Annotated in this window: 19 protein-coding genes and 1 pseudogene; 7 read left to right on the forward strand and 13 right to left on the reverse strand. The window is 72.0% G+C overall.

The window, feature by feature from the left end; genetic code table 11:
* Nucleotides 1-124 precede the first annotated feature (124 nt).
* On the reverse strand, nucleotides 125-1,033 hold the full coding sequence (locus AB0E24_RS37570; protein WP_359384015.1) for a glycosyltransferase family 2 protein: 909 nt from the start codon (nucleotides 1,031-1,033) through the stop codon (nucleotides 125-127).
* A gap of 157 nt (nucleotides 1,034-1,190) precedes the next feature.
* Between AB0E24_RS37570 and AB0E24_RS37575 the strand changes: the two genes are divergently transcribed.
* Entirely contained in the window at nucleotides 1,191-1,736 is a 546-nt protein-coding gene (locus AB0E24_RS37575; protein WP_069873836.1) for a hypothetical protein, read from the forward strand.
* Between the two features lie 66 nt (nucleotides 1,737-1,802).
* Here AB0E24_RS37575 and AB0E24_RS37580 read toward each other — a convergent pair whose 3' ends face one another.
* The 4 genes from AB0E24_RS37580 to AB0E24_RS37595 form a co-directional block, all read right to left on the reverse strand.
* Nucleotides 1,803-2,642 (reverse strand): MBL fold metallo-hydrolase, encoded by an 840-nt coding sequence (locus tag AB0E24_RS37580; RefSeq protein WP_079256473.1) that lies wholly within the window; start codon nucleotides 2,640-2,642, stop codon nucleotides 1,803-1,805.
* Nucleotides 2,639-3,178: a hypothetical protein gene (locus AB0E24_RS37585; protein ID WP_069873842.1), complete on the reverse strand. Its 540-nt coding sequence runs from the start codon at nucleotides 3,176-3,178 to the stop codon at nucleotides 2,639-2,641. Before AB0E24_RS37585 ends, AB0E24_RS37580 begins: the two co-directional genes overlap by 4 nt.
* A gap of 434 nt (nucleotides 3,179-3,612) precedes the next feature.
* On the reverse strand, nucleotides 3,613-4,623 hold the full coding sequence (locus tag AB0E24_RS37590) for a sporulation protein (protein ID WP_206331570.1): 1,011 nt from the start codon (nucleotides 4,621-4,623) through the stop codon (nucleotides 3,613-3,615).
* 237 nt (nucleotides 4,624-4,860) lie between these two features.
* Nucleotides 4,861-5,790, reverse strand: a complete 930-nt coding sequence (locus AB0E24_RS37595) for a LysR family transcriptional regulator (protein ID WP_359384019.1) — start codon at nucleotides 5,788-5,790, stop codon at nucleotides 4,861-4,863.
* A gap of 180 nt (nucleotides 5,791-5,970) precedes the next feature.
* Between AB0E24_RS37595 and AB0E24_RS37600 the strand changes: the two genes are divergently transcribed.
* Both AB0E24_RS37600 and AB0E24_RS37605 read left to right on the forward strand, forming a co-directional pair.
* Nucleotides 5,971-6,543, forward strand: coding sequence for a DUF6817 domain-containing protein (locus AB0E24_RS37600; RefSeq protein ID WP_093700774.1), 573 nt, complete (start codon nucleotides 5,971-5,973; stop codon nucleotides 6,541-6,543).
* 399 nt (nucleotides 6,544-6,942) lie between these two features.
* A pseudogene (locus AB0E24_RS37605) lies at nucleotides 6,943-7,566 on the forward strand (N-acetylmuramoyl-L-alanine amidase); the annotation flags it as partial.
* Nucleotides 7,567-7,627: 61 nt separating this feature from the next.
* Here AB0E24_RS37605 and AB0E24_RS37610 read toward each other — a convergent pair.
* Nucleotides 7,628-8,257 (reverse strand): TetR/AcrR family transcriptional regulator, encoded by a 630-nt coding sequence (locus tag AB0E24_RS37610; RefSeq protein ID WP_232564314.1) that lies wholly within the window; start codon nucleotides 8,255-8,257, stop codon nucleotides 7,628-7,630.
* A gap of 262 nt (nucleotides 8,258-8,519) precedes the next feature.
* Between AB0E24_RS37610 and AB0E24_RS37615 the strand changes: the two genes are divergently transcribed.
* The 3 genes from AB0E24_RS37615 to AB0E24_RS37625 all read left to right on the forward strand — a co-directional run bounded on the left by AB0E24_RS37615 (nucleotide 8,520) and on the right by AB0E24_RS37625 (nucleotide 12,879).
* Nucleotides 8,520-9,833, forward strand: a complete 1,314-nt coding sequence (locus AB0E24_RS37615; RefSeq protein ID WP_069873854.1) for a UDP-glucose dehydrogenase family protein — start codon at nucleotides 8,520-8,522, stop codon at nucleotides 9,831-9,833.
* A gap of 63 nt (nucleotides 9,834-9,896) precedes the next feature.
* A complete protein-coding gene (locus AB0E24_RS37620) occupies nucleotides 9,897-11,114 on the forward strand; it encodes a glycosyltransferase (protein ID WP_359384024.1) in 1,218 nt (405 codons plus the stop codon).
* 148 nt (nucleotides 11,115-11,262) lie between these two features.
* On the forward strand, nucleotides 11,263-12,879 hold the full coding sequence (locus AB0E24_RS37625) for an MDR family MFS transporter (RefSeq protein ID WP_069873859.1): 1,617 nt from the start codon (nucleotides 11,263-11,265) through the stop codon (nucleotides 12,877-12,879).
* 76 nt (nucleotides 12,880-12,955) lie between these two features.
* Here AB0E24_RS37625 and AB0E24_RS37630 read toward each other — a convergent pair whose 3' ends face one another.
* Nucleotides 12,956-13,672 carry an SDR family oxidoreductase gene (locus tag AB0E24_RS37630; protein WP_069873861.1) on the reverse strand — a complete coding sequence of 239 codons (717 nt, stop codon included), beginning with the start codon at nucleotides 13,670-13,672 and terminating at the stop codon, nucleotides 12,956-12,958.
* Between the two features lie 127 nt (nucleotides 13,673-13,799).
* Between AB0E24_RS37630 and AB0E24_RS37635 the strand changes: the two genes are divergently transcribed.
* A complete protein-coding gene (locus AB0E24_RS37635) occupies nucleotides 13,800-14,612 on the forward strand; it encodes a helix-turn-helix transcriptional regulator (RefSeq protein ID WP_251773428.1) in 813 nt (270 codons plus the stop codon).
* Nucleotides 14,613-14,648: 36 nt separating this feature from the next.
* Here the strand turns inward: AB0E24_RS37635 and AB0E24_RS37640 are convergent, their stop codons facing one another.
* From AB0E24_RS37640 to AB0E24_RS37665, 6 genes are all read right to left on the reverse strand, one after another.
* A complete protein-coding gene (locus AB0E24_RS37640) occupies nucleotides 14,649-14,915 on the reverse strand; it encodes a GlsB/YeaQ/YmgE family stress response membrane protein (protein ID WP_069872964.1) in 267 nt (88 codons plus the stop codon).
* Nucleotides 14,916-15,139: 224 nt separating this feature from the next.
* On the reverse strand, nucleotides 15,140-16,639 hold the full coding sequence (locus AB0E24_RS37645) for an LCP family protein (RefSeq protein WP_102933689.1): 1,500 nt from the start codon (nucleotides 16,637-16,639) through the stop codon (nucleotides 15,140-15,142).
* A 141-nt stretch (nucleotides 16,640-16,780) separates the two neighbouring features.
* On the reverse strand, nucleotides 16,781-17,428 hold the full coding sequence (locus AB0E24_RS37650) for an NADPH-dependent F420 reductase (protein ID WP_099012666.1): 648 nt from the start codon (nucleotides 17,426-17,428) through the stop codon (nucleotides 16,781-16,783).
* Between the two features lie 31 nt (nucleotides 17,429-17,459).
* On the reverse strand, nucleotides 17,460-18,287 hold the full coding sequence (locus tag AB0E24_RS37655; protein ID WP_359384031.1) for an inositol monophosphatase family protein: 828 nt from the start codon (nucleotides 18,285-18,287) through the stop codon (nucleotides 17,460-17,462).
* Between the two features lie 283 nt (nucleotides 18,288-18,570).
* The gene (locus tag AB0E24_RS37660; protein WP_069872970.1) at nucleotides 18,571-19,533 is read right to left on the reverse strand and encodes an alpha/beta hydrolase fold domain-containing protein; all 963 of its coding nucleotides are present in this window, start codon (nucleotides 19,531-19,533) and stop codon (nucleotides 18,571-18,573) included.
* Nucleotides 19,534-19,860: 327 nt separating this feature from the next.
* Nucleotides 19,861-20,796 carry a D-alanyl-D-alanine carboxypeptidase family protein gene (locus AB0E24_RS37665; protein WP_069872972.1) on the reverse strand — a complete coding sequence of 312 codons (936 nt, stop codon included), beginning with the start codon at nucleotides 20,794-20,796 and terminating at the stop codon, nucleotides 19,861-19,863.
* Nucleotides 20,797-20,946: the final 150 nt, after the last annotated feature.

Raw genomic sequence — 20,946 nt, forward strand, 5'->3', positions numbered from 1 at the left:
CGCCCCTCGGCGATGAAGGGGGCCCGGGGCGTGGCGACCGCGGCGGCTCGTCGACCGGATCCATCCCACGCGTCGATCGGATCCACCCCACCGGCGGGCCGTCACCGAAGCGCGTGCCCGCCGCTCATCCCGGCGGGGCCGTCAGGGTCTTCTCGTCCGCCGTCGCCCGCTGCCTGTCCACCCGTCGGGCGGCCTCCTCGACCCACGGTGGCAGCGGGCGGCGCAGCCATAGCGCGGCCGGGAGGCGGGTGAGCAGACCACGGAGTGCGGTGCGGGCCGCCGGGTCGTGGCCGGCCCGGGTGAGGAGCGCGGCGGTGCGGCGGGCCGCGAGGGGGAGGGGGCGGCGCAGCCAGCAGCTGATCAGTTCGTTGTGGCGCATCGCGGCGGTGCGGTCCTCGTGCGGTGAGGGGGACGGATGGTGGAGGGCGACCACCTCGGGGCAGTACGAGACGCCCCAGCCCATCGCGGCGAGGTCGTAGGCGAGCAGGGTCTCCTCGTCGCCGAGGAAGATCAGCGGATGGAAGCCGCCCGCCTCCAGGAAGGCGCCGCGGCGCACCACGGCGGCACGGGTGAGGAAGCCGTAGACCTCCGCTCCTGGAAGGTCCTCGGCCCGGCCGACGGGGGAGGCGGCCAGCGTGGCGCCCCGCGGATCGGGCCGCTCCTCGGGGCCGATCCGCACCTGGCCCGCCAGCAGCCCCAGCCGCGGATGGCTGTTGAGCAGAGTGGCGGCCCGTGCCAGGGACCCTGGCGCCCACCAGGAGTCGTCGTCGCTGAACGCCACGTAGGGGGTGCCGATGGCGCGTACCCCGTCGTTGCGGGCGAGCGCCCCGTGGCCGTCCCCGTGGGCCAGGACCCGCGCCTGGGGGAAGCGCTCGGCGACCATGGCCCTGGTGCGGTCCGTCGAGCCGTGGTCCACGACCACGACCGGTGGCCGCTCCGGCAGCGCGGTGAGGTGCTCCAGGGCTGTGGCGAGGCGTTCGGCGTGGTCACGGGTGGCGATGACGACGCCGACGGCGGGGCCTGGCGCGTTCATGGACACCGGGTACCCGGCGCCTTGTCCGCTATGCGGTGCGCCCCGGGCACACTTGGGGACGCGCCGCGCCGCCGTGCGGCGTGATCTATGTCATGTTCGACACAGCCGTTCCGCGGGTACGGTGCTGACACTGATCGCGTACGAGGAGCGGCGTCGTTTGTCCCTGGACCTGTCATCCGTCATCGCTGCGACCACGCAGTGGCTGATCAGGGCATATCCGGCGGCCGACGGGGCGATGAACGCGGCGCTCGCCGAGGCGCAGGCCCGGCAGGCCGTCACCGTGGCCGCCTGGTTGCGCTATACGGACCCCACCGACGCTTCCCTGGTGGCGCTGATCGGTCCGGGCGGCTCCTTCCGGCTGGACTGGCTCGTGGACGCGGAGCCGTACGAGATCCGCGGCCCCGACGGCGTCTGGCGCACCTGTGTGGACGAGGTCGTGGCGAGCTGGGCGGCGGCCCTGCTCACCTGCTCCACCCTGGCGTCCGAGGGGGTGGCGGCGCTTGCCGAGTGCGAGCACGGCCCCGGGTCTCCCGGTGAGTTCCGGCGGCTGACGGCGCCGGACACGCACGACCGGCGTGCGGCGCCGTTCCTGCGCCACCCCGACCTGATGGCATGCGTGGCGGAGCTGCACCGTCCGCAGCTGCTGGAACGTCTGGGGCGGCTGCACAGCGACGACCAGACGCCCACCAGCGCGGCCTCCTGAGCGGTCAGCGTTCACGCCCTGAGCAAATCAGCGTTCACGGCCTCTCGGCGGCCCTCATGGCGGCCCTCACGGCGCCGAGAGCACCCCTTGCGCGTTCACGGTGACGCGCTCGCCGCGGGGGCAGTGGACCACCGTGGACGGGAAGTCCGGGCGCCGGGTCTCCTCCAGGAACGCCGAGAGCGGGGAGCTGAAGGCGGCGTAGTCGTCGTAGTGCACCGGCAGGACCCGCTCTGGCCGTACGGCCCTGACCAGATCGGCCCCCTGGGGAGCGTCCATGGTCACGATGAGCCCGCCCGGAAGCCGGGTGCCGCCGAGGTGGACCACCGCCAGGTGCACATCCGGGTAGCGCCGGGCGATCTCATGGACGCCCGGGAACATCAGCGTGTCGCCGGTGATGTAGACCCGCAGCCGGGGCGGCTGCCCCGGCTCGCCGAACTCCAGCAGACTCCCCATCACCGGTGGCAGCAACCGCTGCCAGCGGCCGGGGGCGTGTATCCCGGGCAATGCGGTGACCCGGACCTGGCCGCTGCCGTTCACCAGCACGTGATCGTGCCAGGTGGGCAGCCCGGTGGCCCGGCTGAACCCATGGATGGCCTGGAGCCGGCGGGAGGCGTGCGGGGTGGTGATGATGGGCAGTGAGCGGTCCAGCCGCCGACGCGCCACCCGGTCCCAGTGGTCGCCGTGCAGATGCGAGAGCACCACGGCGTCCAGGCCGGACGGTATGTCCGAGGCGGCCAGGGCGGGCTCGGTCAGCCGCCGGGACATCAGCCCCTTGCCGAGGTAGGCGTACTGGCCCCGGTGCAGGAAGTTCGGGTCGGTGAGCAGCGTCAGCGTGCCGTAGCGGATGAGGAGCGTGGCGTTGCCGATGAAGAGGAGTTCGGCGGCGCCGTCCGGCGGAGTGGTCATGGCCCGACCACCGCCTCCCGCGGCTCCGGCCGGCCGGGGGCGAACATCGTGGCGGCCGCGGTGTCGTGCAGCGACTCCAGCGCCGCGCGCTGCCGCCACGCCCGGTTGAGCAGTTCGGTGAGCCGATCGGAGTCCAGCCGGATGTCCTGGCCGGCCGCGGCCAGCAGCGAATGCCACAGCAGCGCCTTGCCCTCCACACCGATCCGCAGCGACTCCAGCTCGACGACCGAGCTGAGCCCGGAGCGGCGCCGTAGACGGCCGTTGGGCTTCAGCCGCCCGGCCTTCTCGCCCAGCCAGCCCCCGTAGACCTTGTAACGGCGTACGGGCACCTCGAGGTCGGCCATGACGGCCAGCAGCGCCTTACGGTCCTCCAGGATCTGTACGGCGAGGTCCTCCAGCTCGCCGCCGAGGGGCGACTGCCGGTGCTCGCGGGCCGCCCGGCGGGCCAGCTCCCATCCGGCCGTCGCTCCGGCCAGATGGTCATTGAGATAGATGCCGAGCATGCGGGGGGATGTCGATGTCCTGGGCTCGCTCATGATCGTCCTTTGGGATCGACAAGGCCGTGTCAGGCCACGAGCAAGGCCGTATCAGGCCCTGTGCAAGGCCGTACCGGGCCACGCGCCCCATGGAGTGCCCAGCACCGGCCGCCTCAACCAGCGCCTCGCGCCCCCGCTGCCCCGCGCGGGCCGCACGGGCCACCCCCGACTCCAACGGCGAGTTCGTGCCCAACCCGCGTCACGGCGCGAAGGCCGCAGCCCAGCTGGAGGTCTGGGCGGCTGTCGGCGGTCATCGTCGCTCGTTCTCCTCTACGGCTGGTCCGGTCCCCGGGTGGCGCAGCGGCGCCGAGGGGTACGGGACCACGGCCGTTGGACCGCTGCCGCATCGGGGGACGGCCGGGACGCGGGGCGCGGGGACGAGCAGGCGGCCGGATTCCCCGGCCCGGGGACGCCCCGGGCCGGGGGAGGCGGGGTCAGTCCTCGTCCTCCTCGTCCTCGAAGGCGTCGCCGATCTCGTCGACGACCTCCGCGGCGACCATTCCGCCGACGACGCCGACCGCGACACCCGCCGCGACGCCTCCGACGATCGCCGCGGTGCTCGGGCCGGAGCGCCGCCCGCCGTCGTGGTGCCCATCGTGGTGGAGGTCCGTGTGCCCGTAGCCGTGGCCGTCGTGTCCGCCGTGGCCGTAGGAGCCGTACGAGCCGTAGGCGGCGCGCCGCTCGACGAGTTGCTGGATCCAGGCGTCGACCTCGGTGTTCCAATCGCGGTGCTCGACGCCCTCATAGCCGACGGTGAAGAGCGTGAGGGCGTCCTCCCCCGAGGTGAACAACCCGCCGCGCTTGTCGGCCTCCAGGACGACGTCCATGCCGCCCGCGTTGGCCAGGAAGGTCACCTCGAGCTCGTTGATGGCATGGGCGTACTGGGGAGCCGGGGAGAGCTCGATCTCCTGGTAGAACGGCAGCCGCTGCCCGGTGCCGCCCACATGGCCCAGCTCCAGATCGGCGGACCGGAAGCCGAAGCCGAGCTGCCCCAGCGCCTCCAGGATGGCCTCCTGGACCGGCAGCGGGTTCACGGTCAGCTGGTCGAGGTCGCCCTTGTCCTTCGCGCCCGCGACCTCCAGCCCGGTGCGCACGCCGAGGATGATGCCCAGCGGCTGCCCGTACAGCTCGGTGACCGGCGTCTCCCAGGGGAGGTGGGCCGTGAACGGGAGGCTGCGGTGCTCGCCCTCGGCGAGCCGGAAACCGCCGCCGACGGTGAAGCGGTCGAAGAGGACGACGCCCTCCCGCTCCTCGTCGCCGCGCTCGTCCTCCACCCGGGCCACGAGCTCCAGCGTGATCTGCTCGATCTCGAAGTCCGCCTTGCCACCCTGGAGATGGACCTGGCCGGTCAACGGCCCGCCGGGGAGTACCGGGCCGGGGTCCAGCACCGTGTCCACGGTGGGTCCGCCGACACCGAGCGAGCCGAGCAGTCGTTTGAACACCATCGTGGCGTTCACTCCTTCAAATATGCGTACTGTCGCGTGTGCGTGGGGGTTGCGGGCGCGTGCGGCGGCGGACGGGGGTCGCGCGACAGCGGGCCATGCGCCGCGGAACGTTCGCGGCCGGTGGCACGTTCACAGTGGGTCCTCCCTCCGTAGTTCTACACGCATGTAGAAGCATAGGGCGCGCGCCGCCTTGGGTTGGCCCATCCGGGCGCGTCGGCGGGGGAAGTCCGAAAATGATCACTCATCGGGCCGGGCGGAGCGCCGTTCAGGTGCGGTGTCCTCGCGCAAGGTGCCGGCCACGGTGTCCGCGAAGGCCCGGGCCAGCGGCGGGAGCGCGTCCCAGCGGCGCGCGGCCCAGCCGACCGGCAGCGGTGGCAGCGCCGGGATCGGGACGAGCCGCAGCGGCCCCTCGTCCCCGGGCACCGGCAGCCCCGGCAGGGCGGGCACCACGGCGCGCCCCAGGCCGAGTTCGGCCAGCAGCAGGGCCGTGTCCCAGTCGGCGACGCTCGTATCGGAGCCGGACCGTATGCCCAGCTCGGCCAGGGCCGCGTGGAGGCGTCCGCCCGAGGTGGAGTTCGGCGGCAGCCGTACGAGCGGGATGTCGGCGAGGTCGGACACCTCCACCCGGGGCCGGGCCGCGAGCGGATCCCCGGCGCGCATGGCGAGCACCCACGGCAGCTCGGCCACGGGCCGCTGTTCGACACCGCGCACCGGGCCGCCGAGGGTGATCCAGGCCAGGTCCAGATTGCCGGCGATGAGGGCGCCGAGGCAGCCGCGGCTGGAGCTCTCGGTCTGGAACTCCAGGTTCACCTTCGGATAGCGCCGGCGGAAGGAGACGATCGCCTCGGCCATGAAGTGCCGCACCGTGGTGCTGCCGGTGGTGATCCGCACCGAACCGCTCTCCCCGTGCACCAGGTCGCCCAGGCGGCGCAGCGCCAGATCGAGCCCGGCGATGCCGTCGGCGGCGGCCTCGCACAGAATGAGCCCCGCAGGGGTGGGCGCGACCCCGCGCGGCTGGCGCTCCAGCAGGCTGACACCGGTCTCGCGCTCCAGCCGCTTCACCCGCTGGCTCACCGCCGACTGTGTGCAGGCCAGCTCCCGGGCCACGGCGCTGAGGCTTCCGGCGCGGCACACGGCCACGAACACCCGCAGATCATCCAGAGTCATAACCTCCAAGCTAGAGCTTGGAGTTGGCGAGCAATTACCAGGATTGACTGGGATGGCCGCAGGTCGGGACGATCGTCGCAGGGCTCAGGCGGCAACCCGTGCGGCGTCCGCACATGGATCCGGACCGGGTGGGGGTGGGGTACGGGTGCCGACCTGCCAAGCACCGAAAGGACACGACCTGTGCCTGCCGCTCCCCCTCCTGCCGCCGCCGACCGGGCCGTCACATTCCTGCGCCACCTCGGGGCCGCGCGCATCGCCCACCCCGGCGGTACGCTCCTCGCCCACCTCCAGCGCGTACGGGCCAGGCTCGCCGCGTGGGGAGCCCGGCCCGAGCTCCAACTCGCCGGGCTGTGCCACGCGTTCTACGGAACCGACGGCTTCCCGGTCACCCTGCTGCCCCTCGGCCGCCGGGGCGAACTCGTGGCGGTGATCGGCGCGGAGGCCGAAGCCATCGTGTACCTCTACGCGAGCTGCGACCGGAAGGCCACCTGCCCGGCGCTCGCCGACCCCGGCGCGGCCTTCCACGATCGCTTCACCGGCCGTACGCACAGTCCGGAACCCCGGCTGCTCCGGGACTTCGCCGAGCTGTCGGCCGCCAACGAGCTCGACCTCGCCCGCCGCGACCCCGTACTCCGGGAACGGCGCGGCCCCGAACTCCTCGCCCTGTTCACCCGCTTCCGCCCGTTGCTCAGCCACCCGGCCTGGCTGGACGGACGCGCGGTCCTCACGCCCTCGCCACTGGCACACGACTGAGGCCCGCGGGGCAGGTGGCGCGCGGGCGCGGGTGTGCGGGCACCGTGGAGTGGCCGGTGAACGCGGCCCGTGAACCGCCGCTCCGGGCCCCGGCCGGGATCCGGGCGGGGATCCGGACGCACTGCGCGCCACCGGCGTGGGTGACGGCCGGGCGGGCCGAGCTGGATCCGCGGATGGTGTTCGGGACGCCGGCTACGCACGCCCCGGCCACGCCCGCCCCGGCCACGCCCGCCCCGGCCGCGGACGCGCGGGTGCTCGCCGCGGAGGTCGAGGCGGATGCCCGGACCAGGGCCGGGAGGACACCGGGCCGGACGCGTAGGCCCCGGTCCGGAGCCGATTGAGTTCCCTGCCCGTGGCATCCGTACATGACCATGTCCCATCCCTAAGGAGCACATCACCATGGCCACTCCGCTCACCGCCGACCGTCTGCTCAAGGCACTTCGCGACGAGGGGCTGGAAGTCCGTGAGTACCGCGCCTGGCGCACTCACAACCGCAACTCCAAGGGCCCCTGGGGCCCGGTCAACGGGGTGATGATCCATCACACCGTCACCAAGGGCACCGACTCCTCCGTGGAGCTGTGCTACGAGGGACACTCCTCGCTGCCGGGGCCGCTGTGTCACGGTGTCATCGACAAGGCCGGCGTGGTCCACATGGTCGGCCACGGCCGCGCCAACCACGCGGGTCTCGGCGACAGCGACGTGCTCCGAGCGGTCGTCGACGAAGCCGCGCTGCCCCCCGACAACGAGGCCGACACCGATGGCAACCGCCACTTCTACGGCTTCGAGTGCGTCAACCTCGGCGATGGCGAGGACCCCTGGCCGGAGGCGCAGAAACTGGCCATCGAGAAGGTGTCCGCGGCCATCTGCCGTGCCCATGGCTGGACCCAGCGCTCGGTGATCGGCCATCTGGAGTGGCAGCCGGGCAAGGTCGACCCGCGTGGCTTCACGATGGGCTCCATGCGCGGCCGTATCGGCAAGCGGCTCGGCGCCGAACCGGTCGGCCCGGCCCCCAGGTCGCCGCGCGTGCCGGGCGTCTAGGCGCCACACCGGTTTCCCCTGCCCCGGGGGCGGAGCGAGGAGCGGGTCAGCCGTCCTCGCCCCCGCCGCCGGGGCAGCCCGCGTCCAGCAGCGGGTCGATACCCGCCCGCAGGAAGCGCAGCAGTGTGTCGTCCGGCGTGGCGGCCAGCGCCGGTGAGCGTATGGCCAGGCGGAGCAGGGTGATGCCCATCAGCCACGCCGCCAGCAACTCGGCCCGCAGCTCGGCGTCCTCGCCCTCCAGGCGCCGGGCGAACCCTTGTGAGAACACCTCGGTGACCTCCTCGCGGAGCCGCCCGACGGTCTCCTCCCGGCTGGAGGAGCGGAGCTTGGTCAGCAGTGGATGCGGGGCCTCCTCCTCGGTGGGCCCGTTGGAGACCACATCGCAGAGCCACGCCGACACCTCGTCCAGTGGCAGATGGCGCAGTGGCTCGAACAGGCCGGTGCCGGCCGACACCGCGTCGAACAGCGCCTCCTTTGAGCCGAAATAGCGGTAGACCAGGGCGGCGTCCACCCCCGCGTCCTTGGCGATATCGCGCACACTGCTGCGGTCGTAGCCGTACCTGGCGAAACGCAGCGCGGCGGCCCCCAGCAGCGCGCTGCGCGTGCCCTCCGCGTCGTATCTGCGGGCGCGCGGGGGGAGGCCGTCGCACCGCCGTGTGTCGCTTGCCCGGTTCACCCTGTCGTACCTCCGCCTGGACGTGCCGTACATGCTGCCGGTTCAGCCTCGCATGTCCAGAAGTCACCCACCGTTGTCATCACTTGTTGACCAAGATTGGGGTCGGGGCGTTATGTTTTGTCAACGCGTGGTGACATTGGTCGCCGCCCAGCGCGATCCCGGCCCGACGACGGTGTCCGGCCGCTGGTTTCCCGACCGGGCGGCCTGGTGCCGTCCTCGCCACGTGCCCGCATCTGACCCCCAGCAGAAGTGGTGATCCCCTGTGCAGATACGACGCGTCGCCGTCGTGGGAACCGGCTACGTCGGACTGACCACCGGCGCTTGTCTGGCCACCCTCGGCCATCGAGTGGTGTGCGCGGACACCGACCGCCACAAGGTCGAACGGCTCCGGCGCGGAGAAGTCGACATCCTCGAGCCCCGCCTGCCCGAACTCGTCCGGGAGGGACTGGACTCGGGGCGGCTGGAGTTCGTCCAGGACACCCGGGCCGCGGTCGCCGACGCCGACGTGGTGTTCCTGTGCCTGCCGACCCCGATGGGCGTCGGCGGCGCCGCCGACCTGGCCGCCGTCGAGGCCGTGGCGGACCAGATACGCGACCGGCTGCCGCACGGCAGCGTGGTGGTCAACAAGTCCACCGTGCCCGTCGGCACCGCCGAGCGTGTGGCCGCGCTGCTGGACCGCCCCGACGTGGCCGTGGTGAGCAACCCGGAGTTCCTCCGGGAGGGTTACGCGGTGCGCGACTTCCTCCACCCCGACCGCATCGTGGTGGGCGCCGCCGACCCGGACGCGGCGCGCCGGGTGGCCGATCTGTACGCCGGGCTGGACGCCCCGCTGGTGCTCACCGAGGCCGCCGGCGCCGAACTCGCCAAGTACGCGGCCAATTTCTTCCTGGCCATGAAGCTCTCCTTCGCCAACAACCTCGCCACCCTGTGCGAGCACTTCGGCGCCGATGTGGACGATGTGCTCACCGGTATCGGCCACGACCCCCGCATCGGCTCGGCCTTCCTCAAGCCCGGACCCGGCTGGGGCGGCTCCTGCCTGCCCAAGGACACCCACGCGCTGCTGACCATCTGCCAGGAGTCGGGCGTGGACTTCCCACTGCTCGGCGCCACCATCGAGACCAACGTCGAACACCAGCGGCGGCTGGTCGAGCGGGTGGTGGCCGGATGCACACCCGGCGACGGCTCGCTGCGCGGCGTACGGCTGGCCGTGCTGGGCCTGGCCTTCAAGGCGGGCACCTCCGATCTGCGCGACTCACCGGCCCTGGCCATCGCCCGGCTGCTCAAGGAGCGGGGCGCCGAACTCCACGCCTACGACCCCGCCCTCCGTGAGACCCGCCCCGACCTCAGCGATCTGCTCACCCTCACCGACACCCCCGAAGAGGCCCTGCGGGGAGCGCGCGCCTGTCTCGTCCTCACCGAGTGGCCGGAGTTCCGCGACCTCGACTGGGAGCGCGCCGCCGGACTGCTCGGATCCCCGGCCGTCTACGACTTCCGCAACCTCCTGGACCCGGACCGGCTGCGCCGCGCCGGGCTGAGCTGCGAGGGCATCGGCCGCACACTCGCGATGGCGCGCTGACCGCCCCGCCCCTTCCTCGCCGTACAAGACCCTTCCCACAGAAAGGCCCCTGCGTTGCGGGTCATGTTCACCACGCTCGGCAGCCCCTCCCACGGCCGGGCCCAGCTTCCGCTGGCCCGGTCCCTCGCGGCCGTCGGCCATGAGGTGCTGGTGGTCACCACCCCGGCCCTCACCTCCGTCTTCGAACGGGAGGAGGTGCGGGTGACGAGCGGTATCGGCGACTTCAGCCCGTCCTCCTTCCTCGGCCCCGTACTGGCCGAGGAGGCCGCACAGGCCGGTTCGCCGGACCCGGCGGACGAGCAGTCACCGGCGCGTATGCTGCGCCTCATGGCCAAGGCCGTGTCCGGCCCGATGGCCACATGGCTGCTGGACACCGTGCTCCCCGTGGCACACGACTTCCGCCCCGACCTCATCCTGCGCGACGGGATGGACCTCGGCTCCTGTGTCATCGCCGAAACGCTCGGCATACCCCAGCTGTCCACCCCCTCCGGGGCCGCCAACAGCTTCGACCCGGCCGCGATGCTCCCGGGCCTCAACGCCCTGCGGAAGCGGCAGGGGCTGGCCATTCTCGAGGACCCGCTGTCGCTCGTCCCGCACGGGCGCATCGACTACGTACCACCCGCGTTCTCCTTCGCCCGCCATCTCCCGGCCTCCTGGTCCTACCGGCAGACGGTGGACGTGGACCGGGGCGCCGCGCTGCCCCGCTGGATCGCCGAACTGCCCACCGACCGGCCGCTGATGCTCGCCGCCATCGGCACCGCGATCCCCATGCTCCGCGACAGCGCACACGAGGCCGACACCCCCGCGCCACCCATGCCGATGCAGGATCCGGTGGACACGCTGCGGGCCATGATCCAGGCCGTGTCGCGGCTGGAGGAGTGCACCGTCGTCCTCGCCACCTCCGGCATTCCCGTGGACACCGACGGGGTGCCACCGCATGTGCACATCACCGATCGGGTGCCACAGCCGCTGCTGCTGGAATCCGTGGACCTCTTCCTCACCCACGGTGGCTTCAACAGCATCCGCGAATCGCTGCGCACGGCGACACCCATGGCGGTGCTGCCCCAGTTCGGCGATCAGCCCGGCAACGCACAGCGGGTCCAGGAACTCGGCCTCGGCCGCCACATCACCGACCCCACGCCGGACGGCATCGCCTCCGTCTGCCGTGAGGTGCTGGCCGACGACGGCTGCCGCGCCCGGGCCCGTCGGGCGCGGCTGGAGATGCTGGCGCTGCCGGAGATCGACAGCGCCGTCCCCGACCTGGAGAAGATCGCCGGGTGACGCCCGACTCCCGGAGCCCGGGCGCGAGTGCCCGGGCTCCGGGACCCCGCCCATTCCCGGCCCCGGGCTCCGGGCCCCCGCTTCCCCGGTCCGGGCCCCCGCTTTTTCCCGGTCCCCAACGCGCGGCAGAGAAGGTTCGCAGCTACGTATGTCGTCCTCATCCACCAGCACCGAGCCCGCCGAGCCCCAGACTCCCGCCCGGCTGACCCACCGTCAGGTCGTCACCGTGCTGTCCGGCCTGGTGCTCGGCATGTTCCTCGCCGCGCTGGACCAGACCGTGGTCTCCTCGGCGCTGCGCACCATCGCCGACGATCTGCACGGCCTCACCGCCCAGGCGTGGGTCACCACCGCCTATCTCGTCACCGGCACCATCGCCACGCCGCTGTACGGGAAGCTCTCCGACATCTATGGCCGCCGGCCGGTGTATCTGGCCGCGATCGTGCTGTTCACCTTCGGATCGCTGCTGTGCGGATTCGCCACCTCCATCCACCAGCTCGCCGCCTTCCGGGCGGTGCAGGGCCTCGGCGGTGGCGGGCTGATGTCCCTCGCCATGACGATCATCGCCGATATCACCTCGCCCCGGGAGCGCGGCCGCTACCAGGGCTACATCACGGCGGTGTTCGCCGGCTCCAGTGTGGTCGGCCCCCTGGTGGGCGGGGTGTTCGCCGAGCGCGCCACTTTGCTGGGGATCGCCGGGTGGCGCTGGATCTTCCTGGTCAATGTGCCGCTTGCGGCCCTCGCCGTGGTGGTGATCCTGCGGGTGCTGCACGTACCCCACCGGCCCGTACGGCACCGCCTGGACTACGGCGGGGCGCTGACGCTGGCGATCGGGATCGTGCCCCTGCTCATCGTGGCCGAACAGGGCCGGAGCTGGGGCTGGGGCTCTCCCCGGGCGCTGGTGCTGTACGCGGTGGGGGTGGTCGGGCTGGTCGCGTTCGTCCTGCTGGAGCGGCGGATGGCGGACGCCGCGCTGCTGCCGGTCAGGCTGTTCCGCATCCGCGCGTTCCGGCTGGGCACCGTGCTGCACTTCACCGTGGGCATCGCCATGTTCGGCGCCATGACCACGCTGCCGCTCTACCTCCAGCTGGCCAAGGGCATGAGCCCGATGGGGGCGGGCCTGGCCACGCTGCCCACCATGGCGGCCAATGTGACGGTGACCCTGGTGGTGGGTCGGCTGATGTCGCGGACCGGCCGGTTCAAGGTCCATCTGGTGGCGGGCGTCGGCTCTCTCACCGTCGCCATGCTGGTGTTCGCCACCCTGAGGGACGACAGCCCGCTGTGGTATGTGGCCATCGGCATGGTGTTCATGGGGGCGGGCCTCGGCGCGGCGATGCAGACGATCACCACGCTCGCCCAGTCCGAGGTGCCGGGGCGGGACATGGGCGCGGCCACCGCGTCGGTGAACTTCTTCCGCTCCAACGGCGGCACGGTGGGCGCCGCCGTCTTCCTGTCCATCCTCTTCTCCCTGGCCGGTACGCGGATCGGCGAGCGCCTGGCCGTGGCCTCCCAGGACGCCTCGTTCCGCAAGCTCGCAGAGGAACCGGCGAACGCGGAGGCGCTCAAGGGCGTGGTGCGGTCCGACGGCGGGGTCAATCTGGAGGACTCGGCCTTCCTCCGCCACCTCGATCCGGGCGTGGCGCAGCCGTTCCTGGAGGGCTACGTCAGCGCCCTGCGTGTGGTCTTCCTCACCGGGGCCGCGGTGGCCCTGGTCGCCTTCGTGATCGCCGCCTGGCGGGTGCCCAACACCCAGCTCTCCGCCGACTGACCCGGTCGGCGGAGAGCTGGCGGACAACCAGGCGGCGGCGGGAGCGCCACCGTACGGCCCCGTCCGGAACCGGGGTCTACCAGGGCGCCGGAGTGCCGTCCCAGGAGAAGAACCCGCCGGTGGGCCCGGTGTCCGGGAGGAGGGCGAGCCGGACCGCGCCCGCCGCCGCCTCGGCCGGATCCCCGTCGCTCCCGGCGGCGCGGGCGTTCAGATCGGTCCTGCGCAGCCCGGGGGCCAGCGCGTTGACCTTGAAACCTTCCGAGGCCAGGGCCTGTGCGGTGTAGAGGGTCAGGGCGTTCAGGGCCGTCTTGGAGGAGCGGTAGGCCGCGCCCGATCCGGCCGAGACGGCGAACTGATGCTCCGGGTCGGCGCTCCAGGTCAGTGAGCCGGTGCCGCTGGAGACATTGACGATCCGGGGCGCGGGCGAGCGGCGCAGGGCCGGGAGAAAGGCGTTGGTGACGGCGAGGACACCGAAGACGTTGGTCTCATAGGTCCGGCGGAAGCCGTCGAGATCCGCCTCGGGCGCCGTGCCGCTGTCCACCATGATCCCCGCGTTGTTGACCAGGATGTCCAGCCGATCCAGCCGCGCGGCGGCCGTGGCGATGCTGTCGGCGTCGGTGACATCGAGCACCATGGGCCGGGCGGTGCCACCGATCTCCTCGACGGCCCGCCGCCCCCGCTCGGCGTCGCGCGAGCCCACGTACACGGTGATTCCCTCGGCGGCGAGTGCGCGTGCGATTTCCTTGCCGATGCCCTTGTTGGCACCGGTGACCAGTGCTGTGCGATCGTTCATGACATCAAGGGTTCCCCGGCCACGCTCACCCTGCCAGGGACAACCTGTCCCAGGCAGGTCCCGGGGCGGATACTGAGCGGGCGCCGGGCCGAGAGCGGGCAGGTACCGGGCAGTCGAAGGAGGCAGCATGGCGAGGCAGGAGCTGGCCCGCTTCCTGCGGGACCGCCGCGAGCGGCTGCGCCCCCAGGACATCGGTCTGCCCGCCGACCCCCACCGCCGCACTCCCGGGCTGCGGCGGGAGGAGGTGGCGGAGCTCGCCCATATGTCGGTCGACTACTACACCCGTCTGGAGCAGGCCCGCGGCCCCCGGCCCTCGCCGCGCATCCTGGACGGGCTGGTGGGGGCGCTGCGGCTCGCGCCCGCCGAGCGCAGCCATCTGTTCCGGCTCGCGGGGGCGAGCGCGCCCCCGGGCGTACGGGCGGTGCGGCGGGTCCGCCCGCACATCGCCCAGATGCTGCTGCGGCTGCCCGACACCGCGGCGATCGTCACCGACGCCGGTTACGACGTGGTCGCCTGGAACCCGCTGGCACAGGCCCTGCTCGGCGACGACCTCGGCCGGCACGGCAACCTCGCCCGCCGCCGCTTCCTGGGCCAGGGCCGCGCGTACGAGAGCTCGAGCGCCGAGGAGTTCGGGCATATCGTGGTCGCACGGCTGCGCCGGGCCGCCGACCGCTACCCCCGTGACCCGGCGCTGGCCGCGCTGCTGCGCGAACTGGACGCGGGCAGCGAGGAGTTCCGGCAGATCTGGGACGAGCGCCCGGTCCACGCGCCCGGCCACCGGACCAAGACCATCGACCACCCCACGGCCGGGACGCTCCGGCTGAACTGCGATGTCCTGCTCGTACCCGAGGACGACCAGGAGGTGGTCCTGATCACGGCCGACCCCGGGTCGCCCGCCGCCCGTACGATCCGCCGGCTCGCGGGCGCGGTGGCGTCGTAACCGGTGGCGCAGGCGCCTTTCGCGCCGCTCTCGCCGTCAGTTCCGTGAATTGCCGAACAGCAGACGGTAGACGACGAGGAGAACGAAGGAGCCGCCGATCGCCGCGCCCCAGGTGCCGAGGTCGAAGAACTGCTTCTGCACCGGGCGGTCGAAGAACTGGGCGGAAATCCAGCCGCCCACGAACGCCCCCGCCACGCCGATGACCGTGGTGCCTATCAGCCCGCCGGGGTCACGCCCGGGGAGAAGGACCTTGGCGATGACTCCGGCCAGCAGGCCGAGGATGATCCAGCTCACGATGCCCACGTTGTCGTCCCCTTCGTGTTGCTTGTTGTGCGGTTGTGCGGTCGTGCCGGGGTGAGTGAGCCCGGTCGTTGATCGTGTTCAATCGGTCGCGCGTTTGTACGGGCGTCAACGAAGACGCGGGCCGCCCGGCGGTGGTTCCGAGCGACTTGATCTTCAGATGCCCGGGGGAGCCGTGCGCCATGCCTGGACCGGAGGTGCGGGTTGTGCGGGCGTGACGGGCCCGGTCAGCCGTAGGACAGGTTGGAGCAGGGGTCGTCGTCGGCGGAGCGGGCGTCCTTGTCCAGCTTCGAGGGCGATGTGGAGGGGGCGGAGGCGCCGGGGGAGGGCTCGGTGAGGTACGTCTGCCCCAGGGTGAGGCTGATGCCCGGGGTGGTGGTGGGCCGCAGTCCGGCGCCGGGGAAGAGCTGGGCCACGGTCCGGGCCCGGTCCCGCTCACCGGGGCCGTAGCCGACCACGGTGGTGGCGTGGTCCTGGGTCTCGGCGTTCGTGGTGCCGGTCACGGTGAAGCCATGTGAGCTGAGCGTGTCCGCGGCGCGTGCGGCGAGCCCCGGGGTGGTGGTGCCGTTGTAGACGGTGACGCTGATGCCCGCGCCCGACACGGTGGGCGTGGCGCTGGGGGTGGCGGGGGCCTCGTCCTTCTTCCCGCCGGCTCTCTTCCCGTCGATGGTGCGGTCGGCTCTGATGTCGGCCCAGAGCTGATCGGCGTCGGGCTGGACCACGGCGACCCGTTCGCCCTGGTAGCGCCAGGGGATGGTGATGAACTTGGTGTTGTGCAGGTCGATGCTCTTCAGCGACATGGCGAAGGACATCAGCTTCTTGGCGGAGCCCAGCCCCGGGTCCACGGTCATGGACTTGGTGGCCGCGTCCGCCAGCGGATACAGCGTGGTCGGGTCGAATCCCCGGCTCTTCACCTTCTTGAACAGACCGGAGATGAACGCCTGCTGCCGCTGTATGCGCCCGATGTCGGAGCCGTCGCCGATGCCATGGCGGATGCGGACGTAGTCCAGCGCCTTCTGCCCGGACACCGTCTGCACCCCCTTGCTGAAGATGCGCTTGCCCCGGGTGGTCCGGCTGGGGCTCAGATCGCGTTCGTAGACGTCCTGCGGCACACACACCTGGACCCCGCCGACCGCCGAGGTCATCCGGGAGAAGCCCTCGAAGTCGATGACGACGGTGTGGTCCATGCGCAGCCCGGTCAGCCGCTCGACGGTGTTCTGGGTGCAGGCCGGATTGCCCTGTGCGGTCTCGCCCACGGAGAACGCCGAGTTGAACATGGCGTTCCGCCGCGTGCTGGTCCATGAGCCGTCGGGCAGACGGCACGGCGGGATGTCGACCAGGGTGTCGCGGGGGATCGACACCCCGACCGCGTGCTTGCCGTCGCTGTAGACATGCAGCAGCAGGGCGGTGTCCGAACGGCCCACGTCACCGCTGCCGCCGCCCAGCCTGCTGTTGTCGCCCGACCGTGAGTCCGAGCCGATGACCAGCACGTTCTGGCCGGCGGCATTCCCTTCGGGCCGGTTGTCCGAGAGGCCGTCCGCCCCGAAGGTGGTGATGTTCCCGTTCAGCTTGAAGTAGATCCAGCCGACTCCGCCGCCGAGCAGCACCAGGAACGACACCACGATCAGCAGGGCGATCCGCAGCGGGCGGCGTCCACTGCGCTGCCGCCCCGGTCCGTCCGGCCCCGTGGCAGAGCTCCCCGTCGTCTCCCCGTCACTGCCTGTCATGCGCGTCCTTCGTCCGGCGGCTGTTCGGAAGAGAAGACGATTGATGTCGGCCCGAGGTTCTACAGATGTGCAAGAGCACGTTTCACGGCGTGTGCTACGCCACGTGCCCGCGGTGGCGGGAGTGCCGGGGGTGCGGGGTGGTCAGCGGGCGAGGGAGACGGCGAACGGCCGGAGTCCATGGCGGCGCAGCACATGCGGTACCAGCAGGACGAGGGCCTCGGTGGCGCGGGCGGTGGTGATGTCGCCGAGGTCCTCGATCCACTCGGGTTTCCAGCCGAGGTCGGCGAGGAGGCCCGCGGCGGTGGCCTTGGCGCCCGCGTCGTCGCCGGAGAGATAGCCGGTGGGCGGGGTGGACAGCTCGGCAGGGGCGGTCATCACCGGGAAGAGCATGGTGTTGAGCGTCTTGACCACCCGGGTCGCGGGCAGCGCCCGCTGGAGCCGCTCGGCCAGGCTGCTGCCGGGGTAGCACAGGTCCGAGGGGAGTCCGTCGGGCGAGTGGCGAGTGGCGTTGGAGACGTCGATCAGGATCTTGCCGGCCAGTTCCGTGTGCAGGGCGGAGAGGCGCTCCAGGGCGGTGTCGCCCGGGGTGGCGTTGATGACGATCTCGGTGGTGGCGGCGGTGGTGCGCTGGTCGGCGTGGCGGATCGCCGCGGCGCCACCGGACTCGTCGGCCGCGGTCTGCTGGGGCGGCTGCCGGTGGCCGAGGGTGATCTGGTGGCCGGCGGTGGCGAGTGCGCTGGCCAGACCGCCGCCGACGCGTCCGGCGCCGAGGATGCCGATGCTGCTCATGCGGATGTGCTCCTTGCTGGGGTGCGGGTGGTCAGGCGACGGACGACAGGACGGAGACGGCCGCGGTGTGGATACCGGGGGCGGTGGCCAGGAAGTCACCGCTGGCCAGGTCCCACGGATTGCCCCGGGTATCGGTGACCGTGCCGCCCGCCTCGGCCACCAGCAGGGCCCCGGCCACCAGACCCGAGCGCACATCGGAGAACTGCCAGAACGCGTCCATGCGCCCGGCGGCGACATGGATCAGCTGAAGCGTGGCGGGCACCGAGACCCGGACGACGAGGCCGTGGACCAGCAGCTGAGTGACCGAGGCGCCGATCCGGTGGAAGGTGCGCTCGTCCTCCCCCGGCCGCGCCTGGCCCGTGCCGACCAGCGCCGCGCCCAGGTCCGTCTTGGCCGACACCCGCAGTGGCGCGCCGTTCAGCCGGGCACCCTGACCGGCCACGGCGGTGTACCAGTCGCCGGTCGGCGGAAGGTGGACGACGGTGAGGACCGGGCGGTTGTCCCGGACGAGGGTGGCGGTCACGGCCCAGTCGGACATGCCGTGCACATGGTTGATGTTGCCCTCGGCCGGGTCGACGATCCACCACTCGCCCGGCGGCAGCGCGCCGCCTTCCAACTCGTCCTCGGCCCAGCGCGCGCCGGGCCTGGCGGCCATCAGCGGCGCCTTCAGGACGTCGAGCACCGCGTTGTCGTTGGCGTGGATCTCCGCGACGATCTCGTCGAGGGCCACACCGCGGGGGTGTGGGGTGTGGCGCTCACGCAGCAGGTCGCCGGCGGTGCGGACCGCTGCGGTGACCCGGGTGAGCAAGGCGGCGTCGAGACCGGTGCCGGGGGTGGTGGTGCCGTTGGCAGTGGACATGAGGTGCTCCCGCACATGGTGGAAGAGAGGGAGGCTTGGCGCGCGCTTCGCCGTCTGCGCCTCGACGGTAGGCAACCTCATGGATGAACGGCAATTGCACATGTGGCACTGCTGGTGTTACCCGCGTGCAAGGGAACGTGGCGGGCCGACGAGACCACCCGTGCCACGCTGTTCGCCGCCGGTCCGGGCGGATCGCCACAGCCGCCGCCACGGCATTTGCGAGGAACACCGACCCATGGGCGGCCGCGCGGCGCCGCTGCCCTTTTCGGCCCGCGATGGGCCCTCACAGCGAGGAGATCACCCGCTTGCGGTCCTCCATGGCCCGGCGCCCGAGCCGGGAGGCGGGGGCGAGCCGGTCGTACTCGTGGATGGCCCCGCTGTGGACGTGCAGTTCGGCGGGGATGTCGGCATCGGCGAGCCGCTGCGCGTAGCCGACGGCCTCGGCGCGGAAGATGTCCAGCTCGCCCACCTCGACATAGGCGGGTGCCAGGCCCTCGACGGTGGCGACGCGCGCGGGCGCCGCCACCTCCGGAACGTCGTCGGTGCCGAACGCCGTACCCAACAGGGCGTGCCAGCCGGTCCAGTTGTCGTCCCAGGTCCAGGCGACATAGGGGGTCAGCCGTGGATCCGGGGTGAGATTGCGGTCGTCCAGCATGGGATAGAGAAGCGCCTGGTGAGCCAGGGGAACTCCCCGGTCACGGGCGAGGATCGCCACTCCGGCGGCGAGCCCGCCCCCGGCGCTGTCGCCCATGACGGCGATCCGGCGGGGGTCGACCTTCAGCGCGGCCGCCTGGCCGCCCAGCCAGCTCAGCGCGGCGAACACGTCCTCGACGGGGCCGGTGCCGGTGGCCGCGTCGGGGGCCAGGCGGTAGTCCACGGACAGGAACGGCACCCCGGTGGCCTGGACGTACCCCGCCACCACGGCGTCATAGAGGTCGACGCTGCCGGCGACCATCCCTCCGCCATGGGCGTAGACGACCGCGGAACCCGGCGCGGAGCCGGCCCTCTCGTACCAGCGGACGAGGATCTCCGCCCCGCCTTCGGACCGCACCTTGTGCGAGGACGCCTTCACCAGGGGATAGCCGGAGGGATACGCCGGGAGCAGCGAGGCCATCCACCGCATCGAGGCCACGCCCCTGGCCCGCAGGGTCCGCCAGTCGTCGCGCTCGGGCGGGGGAGCGGGGTCGCCCTGCTCGGCGAGGGCCTGGAGCACCGCGGCGAGTTCAGGGTCGAGGGTGAAGGCCATGGTCTTCGACTCCGTTCGAGGACGGCGGGGCCGCTGCCCCAACTGTCCTCACAGAGTGCTGTGTTGCGCTCGAGGGCCGGTACAGAAGTACGGCGACGGCACAGCGGCCCGGCGGCGGTGCGGGGCGCCTCAGGGGCGGGCGACCTTTCGCTTCGGTGCGCCCGCCCCTGCCCTCGGCTCTCGCGATCAGCGCCTTCCCCGTGTCCGCTCCCGTACGCCTGGGAAGCTCCGCCAGGAGCTCTCGGCGGACGGGCCCGAGCCGCCGGTGCCCCGGCCGGAAGGAGTCCGGCCGGGGCACCGACGCTGTCGCCTGTCGGGGCTTGTGGATCAGTCCCGCTGAGCGTCCTTGGGCAGCTGGCGCCACTTCACCTCGGTGGTGGTGTCGTACGTCCAGTCGAGCATCTTCTTCGCGTCCGGATAACGGTCCGCGTCGTTGAGGACGACTCCCACGACCGTCTTGTCACCGCGCTTGGCGGCGAACACCAGACAGGGACCGGCAGGGGTGGTGGTCCCGGTCTTGACGCCGATCGCGCCCTCGTACGAACCCAGCAACTGGTTGGTGTTGTCCCAGGTGTAGTACCGGGTCCGGCCGTTGGCCGCCGGCGCCTCCTGCTTGGTGGACACCGACTTGACAACCGTGTCGAACGTCGCGTTCTCCATGGCGCGCCCGGTCAGCCGCGCCAGGTCATGGGGCGTCGAGTAGTTGTCGGCGTCGGCCGAGACACCGTCGAAGGAGTCGTACTGGGTGTTGGTCAGCCCCAAGTCCTGTGCCTTCTCGTTCATCTTGGAGATGAACGACTTGGTGCGCTCGGCGGTGGTGTCACCGGTGCCGAAGGTGTCGGCCAGCGCCATCGCCGCGTCGCAGCCCGACGGCAGCATCAACCCGTACAGCAACTGGTTGACGGTGAGTTTGTCGCCGGTCTGGAGGTCCGCCGTGCTGGCACCGGACTTGGTCACATAGTCGCGGTACTCCTGCTTGATGGTGACCTGCTGATTGAGGTCCAGACCTCGGGTCTCGAGCACCACGAGGGCAGTCATGATCTTTGTGGTGCTCGCCATCGGACGCTTGGTGTCGGCGTCCTTGGCCATCAGTTCCTTGTCGGAACCGGTGTCGAGCAGGTACGCGCCCTGGGCGCTGACCTCCGGTGGTGGTTCGGCCGAAGCCTGGGCCATCGCCACCGGGACCGCGATCGCCACGGCCACCGTGGACGCGACCGCCGCGACTCTCCAGCGGCGGGTCACGGTTCCACGACGTTTATGCATTCGCCCTCCGTTTCGCTTGTCGAGGTTTGTTTCGGGCGAGCGCATCGTCTCACCAGGCGAAAAACGATCACGCTTCGGGGTGCCGGTCGACGTGATCTTCTTAAGGGAACAACTAGTGCCCGGACCAGCGGCGTTGGCTCGTTCACGGGG

This window comes from Streptomyces malaysiensis subsp. malaysiensis, from assembly GCF_040653035.1.
Lineage (GTDB): Bacteria > Actinomycetota > Actinomycetes > Streptomycetales > Streptomycetaceae > Streptomyces > Streptomyces malaysiensis.

Bases quoted from the DNA above. Each gene is read 5' to 3' on its own strand.
- AB0E24_RS37595 (WP_359384019.1), bottom strand. From the start codon at position 5,790: ATGACTCTGGATGATCTGCGGGTGTTCGTGGCCGTGTGCCGCGCCGGA.
- AB0E24_RS37665 (WP_069872972.1), bottom strand. From the start codon at position 20,796: ATGCATAAACGTCGTGGAACCGTGACCCGCCGCTGGAGAGTCGCGGCG.
- AB0E24_RS37660 (WP_069872970.1), bottom strand. From the start codon at position 19,533: ATGGCCTTCACCCTCGACCCTGAACTCGCCGCGGTGCTCCAGGCCCTC.
- AB0E24_RS37645 (WP_102933689.1), bottom strand. From the start codon at position 16,639: ATGACAGGCAGTGACGGGGAGACGACGGGGAGCTCTGCCACGGGGCCG.
- AB0E24_RS37625 (WP_069873859.1), top strand. From the start codon at position 11,263: ATGTCGTCCTCATCCACCAGCACCGAGCCCGCCGAGCCCCAGACTCCC.
- AB0E24_RS37620 (WP_359384024.1), top strand. From the start codon at position 9,897: ATGTTCACCACGCTCGGCAGCCCCTCCCACGGCCGGGCCCAGCTTCCG.
- AB0E24_RS37655 (WP_359384031.1), bottom strand. From the start codon at position 18,287: ATGTCCACTGCCAACGGCACCACCACCCCCGGCACCGGTCTCGACGCC.
- AB0E24_RS37570 (WP_359384015.1), bottom strand. From the start codon at position 1,033: ATGAACGCGCCAGGCCCCGCCGTCGGCGTCGTCATCGCCACCCGTGAC.
- AB0E24_RS37650 (WP_099012666.1), bottom strand. From the start codon at position 17,428: ATGAGCAGCATCGGCATCCTCGGCGCCGGACGCGTCGGCGGCGGTCTG.
- AB0E24_RS37590 (WP_206331570.1), bottom strand. From the start codon at position 4,623: ATGGTGTTCAAACGACTGCTCGGCTCGCTCGGTGTCGGCGGACCCACC.
- AB0E24_RS37630 (WP_069873861.1), bottom strand. From the start codon at position 13,672: ATGAACGATCGCACAGCACTGGTCACCGGTGCCAACAAGGGCATCGGC.
- AB0E24_RS37635 (WP_251773428.1), top strand. From the start codon at position 13,800: ATGGCGAGGCAGGAGCTGGCCCGCTTCCTGCGGGACCGCCGCGAGCGG.
- AB0E24_RS37585 (WP_069873842.1), bottom strand. From the start codon at position 3,178: ATGAGCGAGCCCAGGACATCGACATCCCCCCGCATGCTCGGCATCTAT.
- AB0E24_RS37580 (WP_079256473.1), bottom strand. From the start codon at position 2,642: ATGACCACTCCGCCGGACGGCGCCGCCGAACTCCTCTTCATCGGCAAC.